This is a genomic window from Haloferax denitrificans ATCC 35960 (genome assembly GCF_000337795.1).
GTDB lineage: Archaea > Halobacteriota > Halobacteria > Halobacteriales > Haloferacaceae > Haloferax > Haloferax denitrificans.
This window is the reverse complement of sequence record NZ_AOLP01000001.1, coordinates 142,928-156,100: the sequence shown is the minus strand read 5'-3', so window position 1 is coordinate 156,100 and position 13,173 is coordinate 142,928. Positions and strand designations below refer to the sequence as shown.

At 56.4% G+C, this 13,173-nt stretch carries 15 protein-coding genes and 1 pseudogene; 5 read left to right on the top strand and 11 right to left on the bottom strand.

The features are described from left to right. Nucleotides 1–2 precede the first annotated feature (2 nt). From C438_RS00640 to C438_RS00620, 5 genes are all read right to left on the bottom strand, one after another. Nucleotides 3–1,064, bottom strand: a complete 1,062-nt coding sequence (locus C438_RS00640; RefSeq protein ID WP_004967274.1) for a hypothetical protein — start codon at nt 1,062–1,064, stop codon at nt 3–5. A gap of 3 nt (nt 1,065–1,067) precedes the next feature. Continuing rightward, a complete protein-coding gene (locus tag C438_RS00635; protein WP_004967273.1) occupies nt 1,068–1,910 on the bottom strand; it encodes a hypothetical protein in 843 nt (280 codons plus the stop codon). After that, nucleotides 1,907–3,484: a hypothetical protein gene (locus C438_RS00630; protein WP_152421724.1), complete on the bottom strand. Its 1,578-nt coding sequence runs from the start codon at nt 3,482–3,484 to the stop codon at nt 1,907–1,909. Before C438_RS00630 ends, C438_RS00635 begins: the two co-directional genes overlap by 4 nt. A 185-nt stretch (nt 3,485–3,669) precedes the next feature. After that, nucleotides 3,670–4,002 (bottom strand): hypothetical protein, encoded by a 333-nt coding sequence (locus tag C438_RS19875; protein ID WP_394295244.1) that lies wholly within the window; start codon nt 4,000–4,002, stop codon nt 3,670–3,672. 705 nt (nt 4,003–4,707) lie between these two features. After that, entirely contained in the window at nt 4,708–5,964 is a 1,257-nt protein-coding gene (locus C438_RS00620; protein WP_004967270.1) for an RNA-guided endonuclease InsQ/TnpB family protein, read from the bottom strand. Nucleotides 5,965–6,154: 190 nt separating this feature from the next. Here C438_RS00620 and C438_RS00615 point away from each other — a divergent pair, with 190 nt between their 5' ends. The 3 genes from C438_RS00615 to C438_RS00605 all read left to right on the top strand — a co-directional run bounded on the left by C438_RS00615 (nt 6,155) and on the right by C438_RS00605 (nt 7,563). Continuing rightward, nucleotides 6,155–6,766: an HD domain-containing protein gene (locus C438_RS00615; RefSeq protein ID WP_004967269.1), complete on the top strand. Its 612-nt coding sequence runs from the start codon at nt 6,155–6,157 to the stop codon at nt 6,764–6,766. A gap of 169 nt (nt 6,767–6,935) precedes the next feature. Then, a complete protein-coding gene (locus C438_RS00610) occupies nt 6,936–7,202 on the top strand; it encodes an AbrB/MazE/SpoVT family DNA-binding domain-containing protein (RefSeq protein WP_004967268.1) in 267 nt (88 codons plus the stop codon). Further along, on the top strand, nt 7,171–7,563 hold the full coding sequence (locus C438_RS00605; protein WP_239640620.1) for a type II toxin-antitoxin system PemK/MazF family toxin: 393 nt from the start codon (nt 7,171–7,173) through the stop codon (nt 7,561–7,563). Before C438_RS00610 ends, C438_RS00605 begins: the two co-directional genes overlap by 32 nt. 245 nt (nt 7,564–7,808) lie before the next feature. On the opposite strand, the gene C438_RS00600 is transcribed toward C438_RS00605, so the two are convergent. From C438_RS00600 to C438_RS00590, 3 genes are all read right to left on the bottom strand, one after another. Then, nucleotides 7,809–8,066: a type II toxin-antitoxin system HicB family antitoxin gene (locus C438_RS00600; RefSeq protein ID WP_004967266.1), complete on the bottom strand. Its 258-nt coding sequence runs from the start codon at nt 8,064–8,066 to the stop codon at nt 7,809–7,811. 99 nt (nt 8,067–8,165) lie between these two features. Further along, entirely contained in the window at nt 8,166–9,569 is a 1,404-nt protein-coding gene (locus C438_RS00595; protein WP_004967265.1) for an ATP-binding protein, read from the bottom strand. A 738-nt stretch (nt 9,570–10,307) separates the two neighbouring features. After that, nucleotides 10,308–10,622, bottom strand: a complete 315-nt coding sequence (locus C438_RS00590; RefSeq protein WP_049917618.1) for a hypothetical protein — start codon at nt 10,620–10,622, stop codon at nt 10,308–10,310. Nucleotides 10,623–10,715: 93 nt separating this feature from the next. Here C438_RS00590 and C438_RS00585 point away from each other — a divergent pair, with 93 nt between their 5' ends. Beyond that, nucleotides 10,716–11,057 (top strand): hypothetical protein, encoded by a 342-nt coding sequence (locus tag C438_RS00585; protein ID WP_004967263.1) that lies wholly within the window; start codon nt 10,716–10,718, stop codon nt 11,055–11,057. Between the two features lie 405 nt (nt 11,058–11,462). Here C438_RS00585 and C438_RS18705 read toward each other — a convergent pair. Further along, nucleotides 11,463–11,807 (bottom strand): annotated as a pseudogene (locus C438_RS18705) (zinc ribbon domain-containing protein); the annotation flags it as partial. A gap of 30 nt (nt 11,808–11,837) precedes the next feature. On the opposite strand from C438_RS18705, the gene C438_RS00580 reads away from it, so the two are divergent. Then, nucleotides 11,838–12,056: a hypothetical protein gene (locus C438_RS00580; protein WP_239640619.1), complete on the top strand. Its 219-nt coding sequence runs from the start codon at nt 11,838–11,840 to the stop codon at nt 12,054–12,056. A gap of 52 nt (nt 12,057–12,108) precedes the next feature. Here C438_RS00580 and C438_RS18700 read toward each other — a convergent pair whose 3' ends face one another. Continuing rightward, nucleotides 12,109–12,597, bottom strand: a complete 489-nt coding sequence (locus C438_RS18700; protein ID WP_167321087.1) for a hypothetical protein — start codon at nt 12,595–12,597, stop codon at nt 12,109–12,111. A gap of 2 nt (nt 12,598–12,599) precedes the next feature. After that, nucleotides 12,600–13,142, bottom strand: coding sequence for a DUF7342 family protein (locus tag C438_RS00575; RefSeq protein WP_239640618.1), 543 nt, complete (start codon nt 13,140–13,142; stop codon nt 12,600–12,602). Nucleotides 13,143–13,173: the final 31 nt, after the last annotated feature.

Sequence of the window (13,173 nt, the reverse complement as noted above, 5' to 3'; positions counted from 1 at the left end):
AATTAGCGATTGGCGTTGTGTGGGTCGTTCTCGGTCCGGCGATACGAGGCCGTGTCGCGTGTGGTGGTTTCACCCCGGACGGCGGCTTTCTGTGCGATTACTTGGCCAGCAGCGGCTTTTGGGCCCCAGCGGGCGGCGGTCGTGGCGACGCCCGCACCACCGATGGACGCGCCTGCGGCGACACTTCCGACGATGACCGCGCCTCTGCTTGCGGTTCCAATGGCTTTCGCAGTAAGCGGGGTTGCGTAGGCGAACGTCTTCCACGTCAGATAGAGTGCGATGACAGGGAGTGAGACGGCGACGAGATATTGAAGAAACGCAGTTTCCGGCGAGAACGTCCCACTGGCGAACAGTAGGTCGTAGCCTTTGAACACGACTGCTGCCGGGAGTGGGAGGACGACTAATGGGACGAATCGCTTTGCGAATCCGGTTGCGATGTCAGAGAGCACTGGGATGTTTCCATAGCCGAGTGCGATGGCGATGGGCATCCCATAGACATAGACGTACAGCAGGATTTCGCGGATGAAAAAGAGCGCTTGCATCGCCCACATTGAGATGCCGCCAAGTGCTGTGAGTAGCAGGCCGAGAATGGGGTTGATCACTGTTACGCTCAGGAACCCGACCATAGCACCGCGAAGTGCAGTCAGATCTGGGAGCAAGGCAATCGTGAATCCATCGATCAGATTCAGTGCTAAAACACCGATCCAGTACCACAAGATTATCGCGACAGCACCAGTCCAAGCGGTTTTTTTGGTCTTGCTGGCCTCATATGAACTCCCGAAATTGAATATTCGAATTACATGTCGACCTTGGACACTCGTCAAGAGAAGCAACAAGGCGAGGAGCATCACCTCACCACCAATGAGAGCATCTCTTATCGACGGCCACGGCGCGTTTGAGGGTGTACCAAACATGAAGACTCCATCTGTTTGAGGAGTGGGTGTTCCAAACATAGCCTCAGTGAGATTCTGATAGCCGGTTGAGAGTCCTTCTCTGAAAACATCAGTAACCCATCCGATGACGTCTTTGAATCCCTCCAGAACAACGTCAATGAGATCAACCATTGATTACGCCTCAGTGATTTCGATACGGCAATCATGCATCACGTCAGATCCCGAATACTGCACGTTGAATTCGCTCTCAACATTTTGTGCCGTGGTGCGGCTTTCAAGTGTGATTTTGAACCGCCCATTGTTACTGGTGATTGAGCAACCCATTCCATTGTCTCCGATCTCTGCGCCGAACGGGAACGAGCTGCTGAATAGATCGATTTCATCTCCAGGTGGAATGACTACGTTATCGCTGTCGTGAATGCCACTTCCACGAGGACTCATTGACGGGTTCGGTATATCTCCCACAAACCGAAGTTCGATAACAGCTTCTGGACCACTTCCAGCATTCATCACAGTGACGAACGCTTCACCGTTCTTTTTTGTATCAGTCTCACTCTCCCCATACACCTCATCCCACGGCTTGTCTGGGTTGTTCCTGAACAGCCCGACGGCAACGATTTCGAGTTGCGGTCGAATCTCCACACTCGTCTCGGCCACCATCTCTTCGCCGTGAACGGCGATAATCCGGTACTCACCGGGGTCGTACGCAGTCCCGATATCGAATGAGACCTGTCGAACACCGGCCGCACGCTCCCGTGTACCGAATAGCTCGCCGTTCGGCTGGATGAGATTGAGCTGGTCTACGTCAGCCGCAGAACCAAGCTTGACAACAAGTTCGGTTCCGTCAACAGCAACCTGACGCAGGATTCCCTGGTCGTCAGCATCGTCGTTTACGATGGAAGTCCCAGCACGAGTCTCACCACTGCCGTTGAGACAGCCAGCGAGACCACCAACGGAGAGCCCGGCTGCGGTTCGGAGGACGGTTCGTCGATTGAAATGTGATTGTTTGTGGTTCATGGATAGCGTTCAGAATCATCTCGTGGCCCGAAGAATTGGAGAATCTGCCTCCCTGCATAGAACACGACAACGAAGGGGATGAACTGCCAGCCGACCTCGATGAGCAATCCAACCCACCCATCAAGGGTGCCGAGTGGATGCCATCGCACCGTCGCCGTGTCGGACACATAGGCTGGATTTGCGACCAACCACGTGCCGGGATGATAGCGTGCTGTGTAGATTCCGGGTTGGTCGATAGTTACGACCGCGATCCCAGACTCGTTCGTCCGAACACGCTGGTCGGCAACAGTGAGATAGCCGCCTCCAGACTCACCATTGAGCGAACCGTGTCGGTCGTCGGCAGTGAGGTCAATCGGAGAGCCAGTCTCGGTATCGCGGAGCTCAATGTGGATGGTCGCCTGATCGGTCGTCTGCGAGACCACTTCGGCGGTAAGTTGACTCTCGCGAAGTTCACGAGGAGTGCCCACCGTTGACGTGATGGGTGTTGCGTCGACGCCACGGACGATCCCACTCACCCGGAGTGCATCGAGGTTTATGTCATCTGTTCGGACGGCAAGTCCGTAGGTTGGCGTATACGACTGGGTAAGGACCTCGACAGAGACCGTGTCTGGGATCGTCGAGTGTGGTGACCTCCGTGTTCTCCCCCACGAGTCGAGTATCGTCGGGCCATCACGAAGTGGCTCGGTTCGCGGACCGATGCGTGATGGGTAGGCATGGACATACACCGGCAGTGCCTCGGAGTGGATTTCGGTCTCGCCCGTGGCCGTTGCTTGCGTGAGCCGGTCCCAGCGTGGGTCACGAGCCGTGTAGAAGCGCCACACACCGCGGACGCGTTCGTCGCCGTCTTCGGTGAGCGTGTAGCCCTGCCACGGCCGCGATTGGAAGATTGCAACTCCAGTATCGCCGTCTGGATAGTCGGCGTCGTAGGCGTACGCATGGAGATTGTAGACTTCGACATCGATTTCGTCGGTAACGGTCATCGTCTCAGTCGAATAGGTGGTCGTTGTCTGGGTACGATTCCCGATTGAGACCGTCGTCTCCTTTTGAAGTCGGACCTCGATGTCGGCTTCGAGGGTGAGCGTTGTACTCCACGCTTCGTCGAGTTGGTACTCGAGTGTCGGCGTGTGCGTGCCGCCTGTTCGGACAATCACGTCATCATCCGATTTCAGGCGGACTGCTGCGATCTCGTCGTCGACGAGTGACCACCGAACAGACGAACTGGCCGATTGTCTGTCGTCCGGAATCCGAACACGATAGTCAACAAAGCCACGGACAGTCCCCGCTGGTGCGACGTACAGTGGGGTGTCACCTGCTTCGAGATGCCCTCGTGTCGATGGATGGACGCCGAAGAACGTCGCGTGTGCATCGTCGATGTAGACGCCATCTTCGAGAGACGCGTGGGCCGGATACAGCGATGTCTGTGTACTGCCTGCGTTCAGGTCTCGGAAGTCATTGCGTGTCCATGTCGCTGCGGTCGCCGGTGGGCGTGTGAACGTGATATCTGTCCCATTCGCAAGTTGCTGGATTGGGGTTCGGCCCTCTCCGTAGCGGTGGCGATACGTCGTCTCGTTCATGTACGCATCTGCGTCACCAGACCACAGCGTTGCGGTCTCGTTTTCGGTCAAGCCATTGTCTTCTGTTCCCGGGCGTGGTGGCGTGGCTGTGACGAGACCGGTGAGCCCGCTCGTGAGAAGGAGGCACCCGATGACGACAGCCCACGCGGGAGTGCGCATGTGGGACGGCACTGTGAAGCCCGCACTCACCAGGGCGCGAGATCGACACACTCTGCAAGTGGCAGTCCCATCAACGACCCCGCAACGGTGTAGAGGGGACCGAGTACAAGCAGGGTGACTGCGGATTTCAATGTCGCCCGCATGTGTTCTTTGAGTTTGGCTTTCTGCTCGTGGTTGGTCGTGAACATCTGAAAGAGCGAATCACCCTGCCAGACAACGACGAGACCAATCAGCCCGAGGGCCGTGGTTAATTGGAAGAAGCCTTCGAGCATCTGTGGCAGTTTGCTTGTACTGCAGATGACTCCATCTTGGGCTGCAACAGGCTGTGTGAGAACAACGAGTCCAACGAGGGCAATCATCACCGCGAGGCGTCCGGACGAAACAACTCGAATTGAATCGGGATCTGAATTGACTACTGTATTGGGTGGGCTGTCTTTTTCGTTCGACATGTGGGTTGCTTGTGAATTGTGCCGGTTGGCTACAATTCCTACACTTTCAACTTTCAAGCGATAATTAAGTTCTTTTGATTGTGGAATGTGTGGATTGGGTGCTAATATCTGTGAAATATCTATATTCTAGTGGTAGTTCTTTTTTGCAAGACCATCTTGTGTACGAGAGAGTTACTGTAGATTTCAACTCCAGATCGCACCACGAACGAGCCTTCTGTTTGTGCGTGAGTGGCCGAATGTGCGTTTACTGCTACTCAGTGAGGCCGGTTCCCTGCTCATCTGTCGCTGCATTGCTCACTCGGTGTGCGGTGTGTCTTCTTTCGAGAACGAAAGGTGAATACACAACTCACGCGACCATTACCACGTACCACCCCAGCCAGGAGAAGAGCGTGCGATTGATGCAGTCTATCCAGATGCTCCGAATGACGTGCTTCGGATGTTCTTGAGAGTATCGAGAAGCGAATCAACGATATCTGGGCGACAACAGATCTGGTTTTTCCGTCGGAATACGAATTCGAGCAGAGGACGGCGCAGACTATCTCGTCGGCAACTAATTGATTGGTTTTCAAGACCGAAACCCGCAACTTCAGAGTCAACTACCCCACCCTACTTCGCTCACCCTGGCGGGTTCGCTCGTGGAGGGTGGGGCTTGTCCATGAACTCGGCCTCGAACCCGTCTGGGTGGGCGGTAAACTCGCCGCTCAGCGTCACTGTTCCAGACTTTAGGGCAAGCTGACTGTCGCCCGTCCGCCGAGACGACTGTTGGCCCCGACGGACATACCGCATTCCGATATTCTTTGCCGCGTTATAATCTGCGTTCGCTTCCGACTCGCATTTCAGACATCGGAACTCGTTTCGAGTCAGACGATTCTCGTCTGCCGTGAATCCACACTCGGCGCACCGCTTCGACGTGTACGCCGACCCCACCTGTTTCACCGCGATGCCTTCCGATTCGGCTTTGTACTCAACTTGCTCGTACAGCGTTCGGAACGCCCACTTGTGTCCCCACGACGCACCCGTGCGGTCGCGGATGTGGGTCAAGTCCTCGAACGCAATCACGTCGCACTCATAACGGCGTGCTTCGTTCACGATGGCGTTCGACGCTCTGTGGAGTACGTCGCGGATGTATCGCAGTTCTCGGCCACTCGACTGTTCGAGCGTTCGGTGAGCACTTCGTGTGCCGGTCTGTTGGAGTCCGGCGCGAACCGTCTCGAACTCGCGGAGATTGTGGGTCAACTCCCGCTCGCTGACGAATGAGGCGGTGCTGGTGACGGCGAGGTTTTCGATGCCGAGATCGACCCCGAGGACCGTTCCGTCCTCGGCGGTGTTCCGTTCGGTATCGGTCTTGGGTCGGCGGAAGCCGATATGTAAAAAGTAGTCGCCGTTGCGGGCAGTGAGCGTGCTTTCGGTGACGCTCCATTCGTCGGAGTCGAGGTACTGCCGTTGGTAGCCATCGTCGGCGTCGGGGAGCGCAAGCGGACACCGGACGCGACTCTCCGTGGTGGTGAGCGACACCGTATCATCATCGAACAGCGTCATGGTTCGAGTGTCGTACGTCACTGTGGGTGCGGTGAAGGTCGGCTTGCTCACCGTCTTGCCGTTGGACCGGTGTTCGAGACAGCCAGTGATGGCCTCTGCGGCCTGGTGAGTGGCGAGAATCGCGTGCTGACTCCCGAGGCCGGTGTGTTCGCGCACGTCGTCGTAGGCGAGGGGCTGTACGTCGCTTTTCGCGTTGCACCTGCCCCACGCCATGTCGGTGGCGATTTGGCACCCACGTTTCCACTCGGAGATGGTCTCCTCGAGCAACTCGCGTTGCTCACCGTCTACCGAGAGGCGGGTTATTGCTGTCCGACGCACGTAGTCATCCGCCACAGTTTCAATGTAGATACGTGGCTATTTGTAGGTTGGTGGTTGTAGCCAATACGAACGCGCTCCTCCCCTCCCTCACTCGCTTCGCTCGTTCGTTGAGGAAGGGGACTCCGCGCTACCGCTTCAGTTGAATGTCGGCAACCCGGCGGACTAGTCTCGATGAGTTGAACTGGCCACTTCCCTTCTCTCCGATATGATGACCAACGAACTCGACTCCTTGCTTGAATGGTTCGAGTTGAAGGACGAACTTCGGACGGGATGGGAGCTTCGGAATATCGACTCGCCTGAATCGGTCGCAGCCCACACGTGGGGGACAGCATCGCTTTGTCTGCTCTATGCCGACCAGCAAGATGTTGACCGTCAGAAAGCAGTGACGATGGCACTCATTCACGACCTCGGCGAAGCTCGAACGGGTGATATCGCAACCCGCGTGGAGGACGGACGCCAGACCATCCCCACGTCCGAGAAGGAGTCGGCTGAACGGAGCGCAGTAACCGATCTCGTCGGACCGTTCGCGGACACCGAACTGCTGTCGCTTTGGGAAGAGTACGAAGCTCGTGACACCCCGACAGCACAGTTCGTCAAGGACATGGATCTGATTGATAATTGTCTCCAAGCGCTCAAGTACGAGTGCCAAGGTCGGTACGACGACGCTGAAGCGAACGACCACTTTGCCGAGTTCGAGAATCTGGACGAGTTCTTTGCTACCGCCGCGCCTCGTTTCCAGACAGAAGTCGGCCAGGACCTGTTCGAGCAAATTAAATCGCAGTACGAACGAGAACTCGGGCGACCCTGCCAACTCTAATACGTCTTTCAGTCGCCACTCCCCCCTGCTCGGTGTAACTCCTGTATTGACCACAACTGGGTCAGAATCTATCATTTTCTGAGGATTTCAACAGAGCTCTTTCGACAGATTCCCACATCGGTCTGTACTGACTGCCTTCCGCCCGAAGTGCTTATCAGTATGAATATGTATGAGTAAGGGTGAACGCCGGAAAGTCGGGGAGCGGGGCCAGGTAACGATTCCCAAAGAGCTCCGCGAACGCTTCGGAATAAAGGGAGGAGACGACGTCGTGATCCACGAAGAGGCGGGCAAGCTCGTTATCGAGCGGTCAATCACTCGTGAAGAGTTGGCCGCGGGGTACCGACAGCGTGCCCAACGGACCCGCGAACTCGCAAACGAACTGGAGGGTGTCTCGGCGGAGGCTGATGAACACCTGGGCGATGCCCCAGAGTGGTAGTGAATGGCCACGTCTGTCCGTCGAAGACGTCGTTATTGTTGAACTCACCCCGACGCAGGGATCCGAACAACGGGAAACGCGTCCGTGTCTCGTCGTGCAGAATAACGTCGGGAATGCAAACGCACCGACAACGATCGTTGTTCCGTTCACTACCTCGTTCGGAGAGCAGCTCTACCCGTTCGAAGTGCTCGTCCCAGCCGAAGAGTGTGCGCTTCGGGAGGATTCTGTCGCGCTCTGTAGCCAGGTTCGAACCGTCTCCATAGAGCACCGCATCACAGAGAACATCGGCTCGATTCCGCAAGAGCGGATGGACGAGGTCGATACCGCACTCGAATACAGTCTCGGCCTCACCGAGGTCTGAGAGGGATTGGCAAACGTTCTCGTATTCTCAGTCGTCTAGCCCTGCAATACGGGGTTTCGCATGGTGATGAGCAAGAGTTTGGGTGCATGGATACTCGTTCGATGCGATGCAGTTGTCTGGCGGGAGACGCCTGTATTCGTCAGTCTATCACTCGGTTCGAGGGGTGGGAGACAGCCGCATCATCCTGTCTGCGTCATCTGCTCAAAGGCAACAAGGGACTCATCGAGTACCCTGAGCACGCCGCGTTATTGCGTGAAGTCGGGCAGGTCGCGGTTCTCGAACTCATCGGGGTTGAGGCCAAGTTCTTCGAGGTCATCGTCGGTGAGGGGTTCACCACCTCCCTCGTGGAGAACAAGAACCTCCGCAAGTTGCGAGAGTGCTTCCGCCCGGGTGTCGCCACCACGTGCGAGATTGGTCTCGGTATCGCGGGCGGTGATGCTCCCATCATCTTCGCGGACGAACTCAACTCCGTTGGGCTCACCGTTCCGGGTCGCACTTGCCATACTGAACTCGAATCGATCTCAGACGATAAGCGTTCGGACGGTGAAAAGTCCCGTGCAGACCCTTCTTCAATCCCGTTCCCAGGGGGCAAGCGTGAATGTCTAACTTTCGAGAGCAGTAACGATATCCGAGAGATCGAAGAGGCGGAGGTCATCACGCTCGTCTGCGGCTTCCTCGACGGAGCGTTTGAACCCAGAACGGCTGAACAAGGCGAATTCATACGTCGGCTTACCACCCCCCGTGGGTGTCCAATCGATGTGCTCCACGTCGTCTTCGAGATCCGCGAGCACGTCATAACCGAGGGGAGCGTTGGTGAATTTCGCTTCGCCAGCGATCAGCGTTGATTCGTCGGTTGGTGCGACGACATCTATCTCCTGGCCCTTGTACCACCACTGACTTGGCACCTGTGTGAGCTGGTAGTCTGTATAGAGCGCCGGTACTGCCTGGTGACAGAGCGATTCGAACGTTTCACTAACGAAGTCTGGTAATCTCGGTTCGATGAGATCCGCGTAGGCGTTCTCACCGTAGAGTTCGTACTGTCCCCCGCGGCCGTAGAGATACCGGAAGTAAAACCGGAATACCGGATCTCGAATCTTGTACCGAGTCCGCTTGCTGCGCGCCGGGTCGGCGAGTGCCGGATGCTGTTTCTCGATGATCTGGAGGGTTTCCAGCCGGTCGAAGTAGTACGACGTATTGGTGCTCTCGATGCCAGCTCCCTGCGCAATCTCGTTTCGACTGCGGTTCCCGCTGGCCATCGACTCGAGAACCGAAAAATACGTGTTCACCTCGTTGAGCTCCATCTGGAGGACGGTCTCGGGCTCGTCGTGGAGTGGGCCATCCGGGTCGCACAGTAGCCGCGTGACGTTCTCTCCGAGGCTCTGTGATGGATCAAGTGGGCTGAGATATCGGGGTGTGCCACCGAAGACGCCATAGACGAACACCCGTTCTTCGGGATCGTACGTCGGCACGAACTCTTGGATGGATCGAAACGGCAGCTGCGTGAGTTCGAGGCGACCATTCGGTGTCTGGGATACCCGGCCGTAGAGCGGCGCACCCCCATCGAGGACGTGGGTGTGAATCATGCCGATTGCAGAGCCTGTGAGTACGAGTGTTGCCTGACTCTCACCGACAGCTGTATCCCACAGGTGTTGAATGACCGAGGGAAGTCCCTCGTTCGATTCGATGAGGTACGGGAATTCGTCGATGATGATGACTGCGTCTCTGTCGGTGAGGTACGTTACGAGTGGTTCCCATTCCTCTTTGACGGCTGTGATGTCTGGATAGGTCGACGCTGCTGCCTCGACGAATCGCCTGAGCTGTGTCGTCGCTGTTCCTTGGACTGCCTGATAGTACACAGCATCGTCGCGGTCGGCAATCGATTGGCGGACGAGTTCGCTCTTGCCGATCTGGCGGCGGCCATAAATGATCGCGAGTTCTGCAGTACCACTCTCGTAGAGGGCCTGTAACCGATCGAGTTCCTCGATACGATTGACGAACTGGTCCATACCTCCATGTCGTGGTGGGAGCTACATATGTGCTCCGAAGTTAGGAATCAAACTATAATAGTTTGAGCTATAATAGTTTAAACTCTAACTCTACGGGTCAATCACGAAGGCAGAACCCCACGACGGGAGGGTTCTTCGCACACCGTGTTCGATTTGAATTCACTCCGTGAAACCCGGTCTGACGGTCGTCTGCGTCGATATTGGGTGGTCGACTCGTCTCAGCAAATTTCATTTCGAACAGGGTGGGGTGGCGTTCTAGTCGGTCGTAGACTCGATACTGCACTCGATTGTCGACACGGAGACACCGTATTCAAACGAGGTAACCCACACCCCTCGCACCCGAGTTACAGACTGGCGAGTGACGGCGTTGTGACGCCCGCAGTCACAGAACTGCACACAACTCGTGCCAACGAGGACCGTATCGCTGGCCATGCAAGAACGACTGTGAGGCCGCAGCCCCTGACGATGCGTAAAAAGATCGCCCTCCAATGTGTTCTGAGTGTTCTGTTTCTTTATATGGTGCCACACACCGGTTTGCACGTGTTCTTCAGCACGTCGCGGGGTCGATAGTCATCCATGAGAAGGTGTCACGGTGAGGGGGACCCACACCACAATCGAAACGAAATCTCCCCAATCCGAGGCCGATTGTTGGCACCCTCACACACCGTTTTTGAACGGAGACAGCTCAGGTTACCACTACGAATTCGACGCTCTCCCGCTCAATCTTCTACGGTCGGCTCACCCCCAGTCGTGATCTTTGATCCCTTCGTAGTGTTTCAGACGAGTCTCAATCTCCCACGTTTCCCAGCGACATTCATGGTAAAGGACATCAGCAAGCTTGTCGAAATTACTTTTGTCGAGTTCGATACCACGATTTCCACGGTGAGTGATATAGGGCTCGCTCCGAAGATCGGCGTAGACCTCACGTGCGACTGGGTAGTCATTGCCGATAGCCGAGAGGTTGAGGAGGTCTTCTTCGGTAATCGGTGTCCCCCACTTGTGTTTCGCGATCATTGTTGCTAAGAGGGCGCATTTCACCGACGGCTTCTCCATGATCGAAGAATCAAGTCGGCCGCATATAAATGCTGTTAATGGTCGTTAACACTAGTGGAAACGTTTATACACGCAGAATGGGTGAATCTCTGTATGAGCAGTATAGAGCACGCGGCTGATCGAGGAGACAAAAAGGAACTCCGAAAGGAGCACCCGAGTGGATGGCTCTATCTCACGCAACACGACGCCATCCCGATTCTCGTAGACGCATTGCTCGATCTTCCGCCAAACCGTGAGTTCAACAAAACAGAGTTCGCAGACCACGCCGGCGTCACACGCCAGACTGTCGGCAATTACACGGACCTCTTGATTGAGGTTGAACTCATCGAAGAAGTACCGGACACGTCCCCGCGCCGGTACCGGCTCACAGACAGCACCGTCGTCCGAGAACTCTTTGAACTGAACAGCGCGCTCAATAGCGTCGGTCGCGAGTGAACAGTCGGTCGTGGACTCGGCGTCTCGGTTGTGGTCACGGGGATACCGTATTCAAACGTGGTAACCCACACCCCTCGTACCGAGTGACAGACTGGTGAGTGACGGCGTTGTGACGCCTGAAGTCGTAGAACAGCACACACAACAGGACCAACGAAGAGCGTATCGCTGGCCATGCAAGAACGCCTGTGACTGTCGCTCCTGACGATGCATACAAAGACCACCCTCCAATGTGTTCCGTGTTCTGTCTCTTTATGTCCTCTCTCACACCGGTTTGCAAGTGTTCTCGTCACGTCGTGGGAAGTCGAAGGCATTCGACTACGACGGTGTCACGGAGGGGGACCCACACCGTGATCGAAGTAAGCTCCCACGCCCCGAAGAGCGTGGCATTCAGCGTGGACTCCCGTTCTAACTGCTCAAGACAGTAGGTGAATACCCACCATTCACGTTCAACATCCCGCTGTTCAAGCGCACGCCTACGGGTGCGCCTCCACGTCCAGACTTTTGCTGGTCGCGGAGATACTTCAAGCCGATATTCTTCGCCGCGTTGTAATCTGCGTGAACATCGTATCCACACTTCAGACAACCAACTTCGTCTTGACCGTTGGTGTGTGGCCGGTTATCCTCGTGGGTGAACCCACACTTTGAGCAACGTTGGCTCGTGTACGTTGGATTAATCTGCTTCACCACAAGTCCTGCAGACTCGGCTTTGTACGTGACGTACTCGAACAAGCGGTGGAACGCCCACCTGTGCTTACGACCGTGTACGCGCTGCTGCTCGGTGTGACCTACGAACTGACTCGGAATGTTGTCCTCGTCGGGCTGTTCCACGGGACGTTCGACCTCAACCCACTCTTCGTCGTCAGCGAGACGGGTGCGCCAGTCGGTGACTTGACGCTCCTCGTCTTGCTGCTGGCACTCGTCGTCTTCTGGGACTACCGACGGTGGGCGAACGCACAGCGGCCGACCGCCTTCCAGCCCCAGCCGATCGCCGTCGAGTGAACAGGCAGGAACGGGGCGCTTTCGGTAGTACTTGGCCGACCGCGGAGAAGATTTACGTGTCTGTGAGGTACGGCAGTTCGTATTGTCGTTCAAATTCATATTCTGTGGGGTATACCGGTGCTGTCGTCTCCGCCCACACCTCGTTAACTCGCGCTTCGATCGTCTCGAAGACAAGTCGGAGTACGTCGTTTATATCGGCAGGATATTCCGCGTCAAGTGCGGTCGTTTCGCTGGGTCGTGGTGGGACGTGGAAGTGGTCGTCCGTGTTGTGTGTATTCGGATGACGGTCCCATCGACAAACCCAGCGGTCACCCGCCCATCGTTCGCGATATAATAGATTGAACTCGCCATTCAACCGGAATCGAAGCTCAAGAGCCGCAGCGTCAACCACGTCTGGATAATACGTCTCCTCGAACGATGCAACAACACGGTCGGGTTTTTCGAGGGGAAAATAGTGGACCGACTCAACCATCGAGAGCGCTGCGAGACGGGAGCCAAGCATCCACATTCGTTCTTCGTTGAGGTCATCACGCCGACCCATCGTTAGGGAAACAGCGACGCAGCGCTGTGACCACCATCGGAGTCAAGTCGGAGTTTCGCCTCCCGAAGTTCCCGGAGCCGACGGGTGACCGTTCGCCACTCACGCAGGCGCTCTGCCGCGTCGTCGTCGCGAGCAGCAATCCCAGCGTACGCGACCGCGTCCGGTGACGGTTCGTCGAAGTGCGCTGCGAGTTCGCGCTCGCGGGCTCGATACTCGTCAATCGCCTCAGCGATCGCTGCAGACGTCTCGAACTCGCGAATCAGTTCGGTGACCCGACGAAACTCGAAGTACGCCTCGTTCCGAACGAATAGTGCAGGGTTGTCAGCGACCTTCTCGAGGACGCCGAGATCAACGAACCACTCCAGGTGGGGGCGAGCACCCTCTTTCGTGCAATCAGCGCGAGCCGCGATATCCGCGACAGTCGTTGGTGTGGTGAGCGTCGTGGCCGCTTCGTACACACGGTCTTTCACAGTCCGCTGTGTAACGGCGCGTTCCCACTCCTCGGTGAGGTTCACGTCCGGTGGCGTCGGCGTCTCTTCAGTCATGACCGGTGTTATGTGTTCCGCTAATATTACT

Excerpts from the sequence above, each read along its gene's own strand:
- C438_RS00640 (WP_004967274.1), bottom strand. The coding sequence starts at position 1,064 with ATGGTTGATCTCATTGACGTTGTTCTGGAGGGATTCAAAGACGTCATC.
- C438_RS00635 (WP_004967273.1), bottom strand. The coding sequence starts at position 1,910 with ATGAACCACAAACAATCACATTTCAATCGACGAACCGTCCTCCGAACC.
- C438_RS00630 (WP_152421724.1), bottom strand. The coding sequence starts at position 3,484 with ATGAACGAGACGACGTATCGCCACCGCTACGGAGAGGGCCGAACCCCA.
- C438_RS19875 (WP_394295244.1), bottom strand. The coding sequence starts at position 4,002 with ATGATTGCCCTCGTTGGACTCGTTGTTCTCACACAGCCTGTTGCAGCC.
- C438_RS00615 (WP_004967269.1), top strand. The coding sequence starts at position 6,155 with ATGATGACCAACGAACTCGACTCCTTGCTTGAATGGTTCGAGTTGAAG.
- C438_RS00610 (WP_004967268.1), top strand. The coding sequence starts at position 6,936 with ATGAGTAAGGGTGAACGCCGGAAAGTCGGGGAGCGGGGCCAGGTAACG.
- C438_RS00605 (WP_239640620.1), top strand. The coding sequence starts at position 7,171 with ATGAACACCTGGGCGATGCCCCAGAGTGGTAGTGAATGGCCACGTCTG.
- C438_RS00600 (WP_004967266.1), bottom strand. The coding sequence starts at position 8,066 with ATGGCAAGTGCGACCCGGAACGGTGAGCCCAACGGAGTTGAGTTCGTC.
- C438_RS00595 (WP_004967265.1), bottom strand. The coding sequence starts at position 9,569 with ATGGACCAGTTCGTCAATCGTATCGAGGAACTCGATCGGTTACAGGCC.
- C438_RS00590 (WP_049917618.1), bottom strand. The coding sequence starts at position 10,622 with ATGGAGAAGCCGTCGGTGAAATGCGCCCTCTTAGCAACAATGATCGCG.
- C438_RS00585 (WP_004967263.1), top strand. The coding sequence starts at position 10,716 with ATGAGCAGTATAGAGCACGCGGCTGATCGAGGAGACAAAAAGGAACTC.
- C438_RS18700 (WP_167321087.1), bottom strand. The coding sequence starts at position 12,597 with ATGGGTCGGCGTGATGACCTCAACGAAGAACGAATGTGGATGCTTGGC.
- C438_RS00575 (WP_239640618.1), bottom strand. The coding sequence starts at position 13,142 with ATGACTGAAGAGACGCCGACGCCACCGGACGTGAACCTCACCGAGGAG.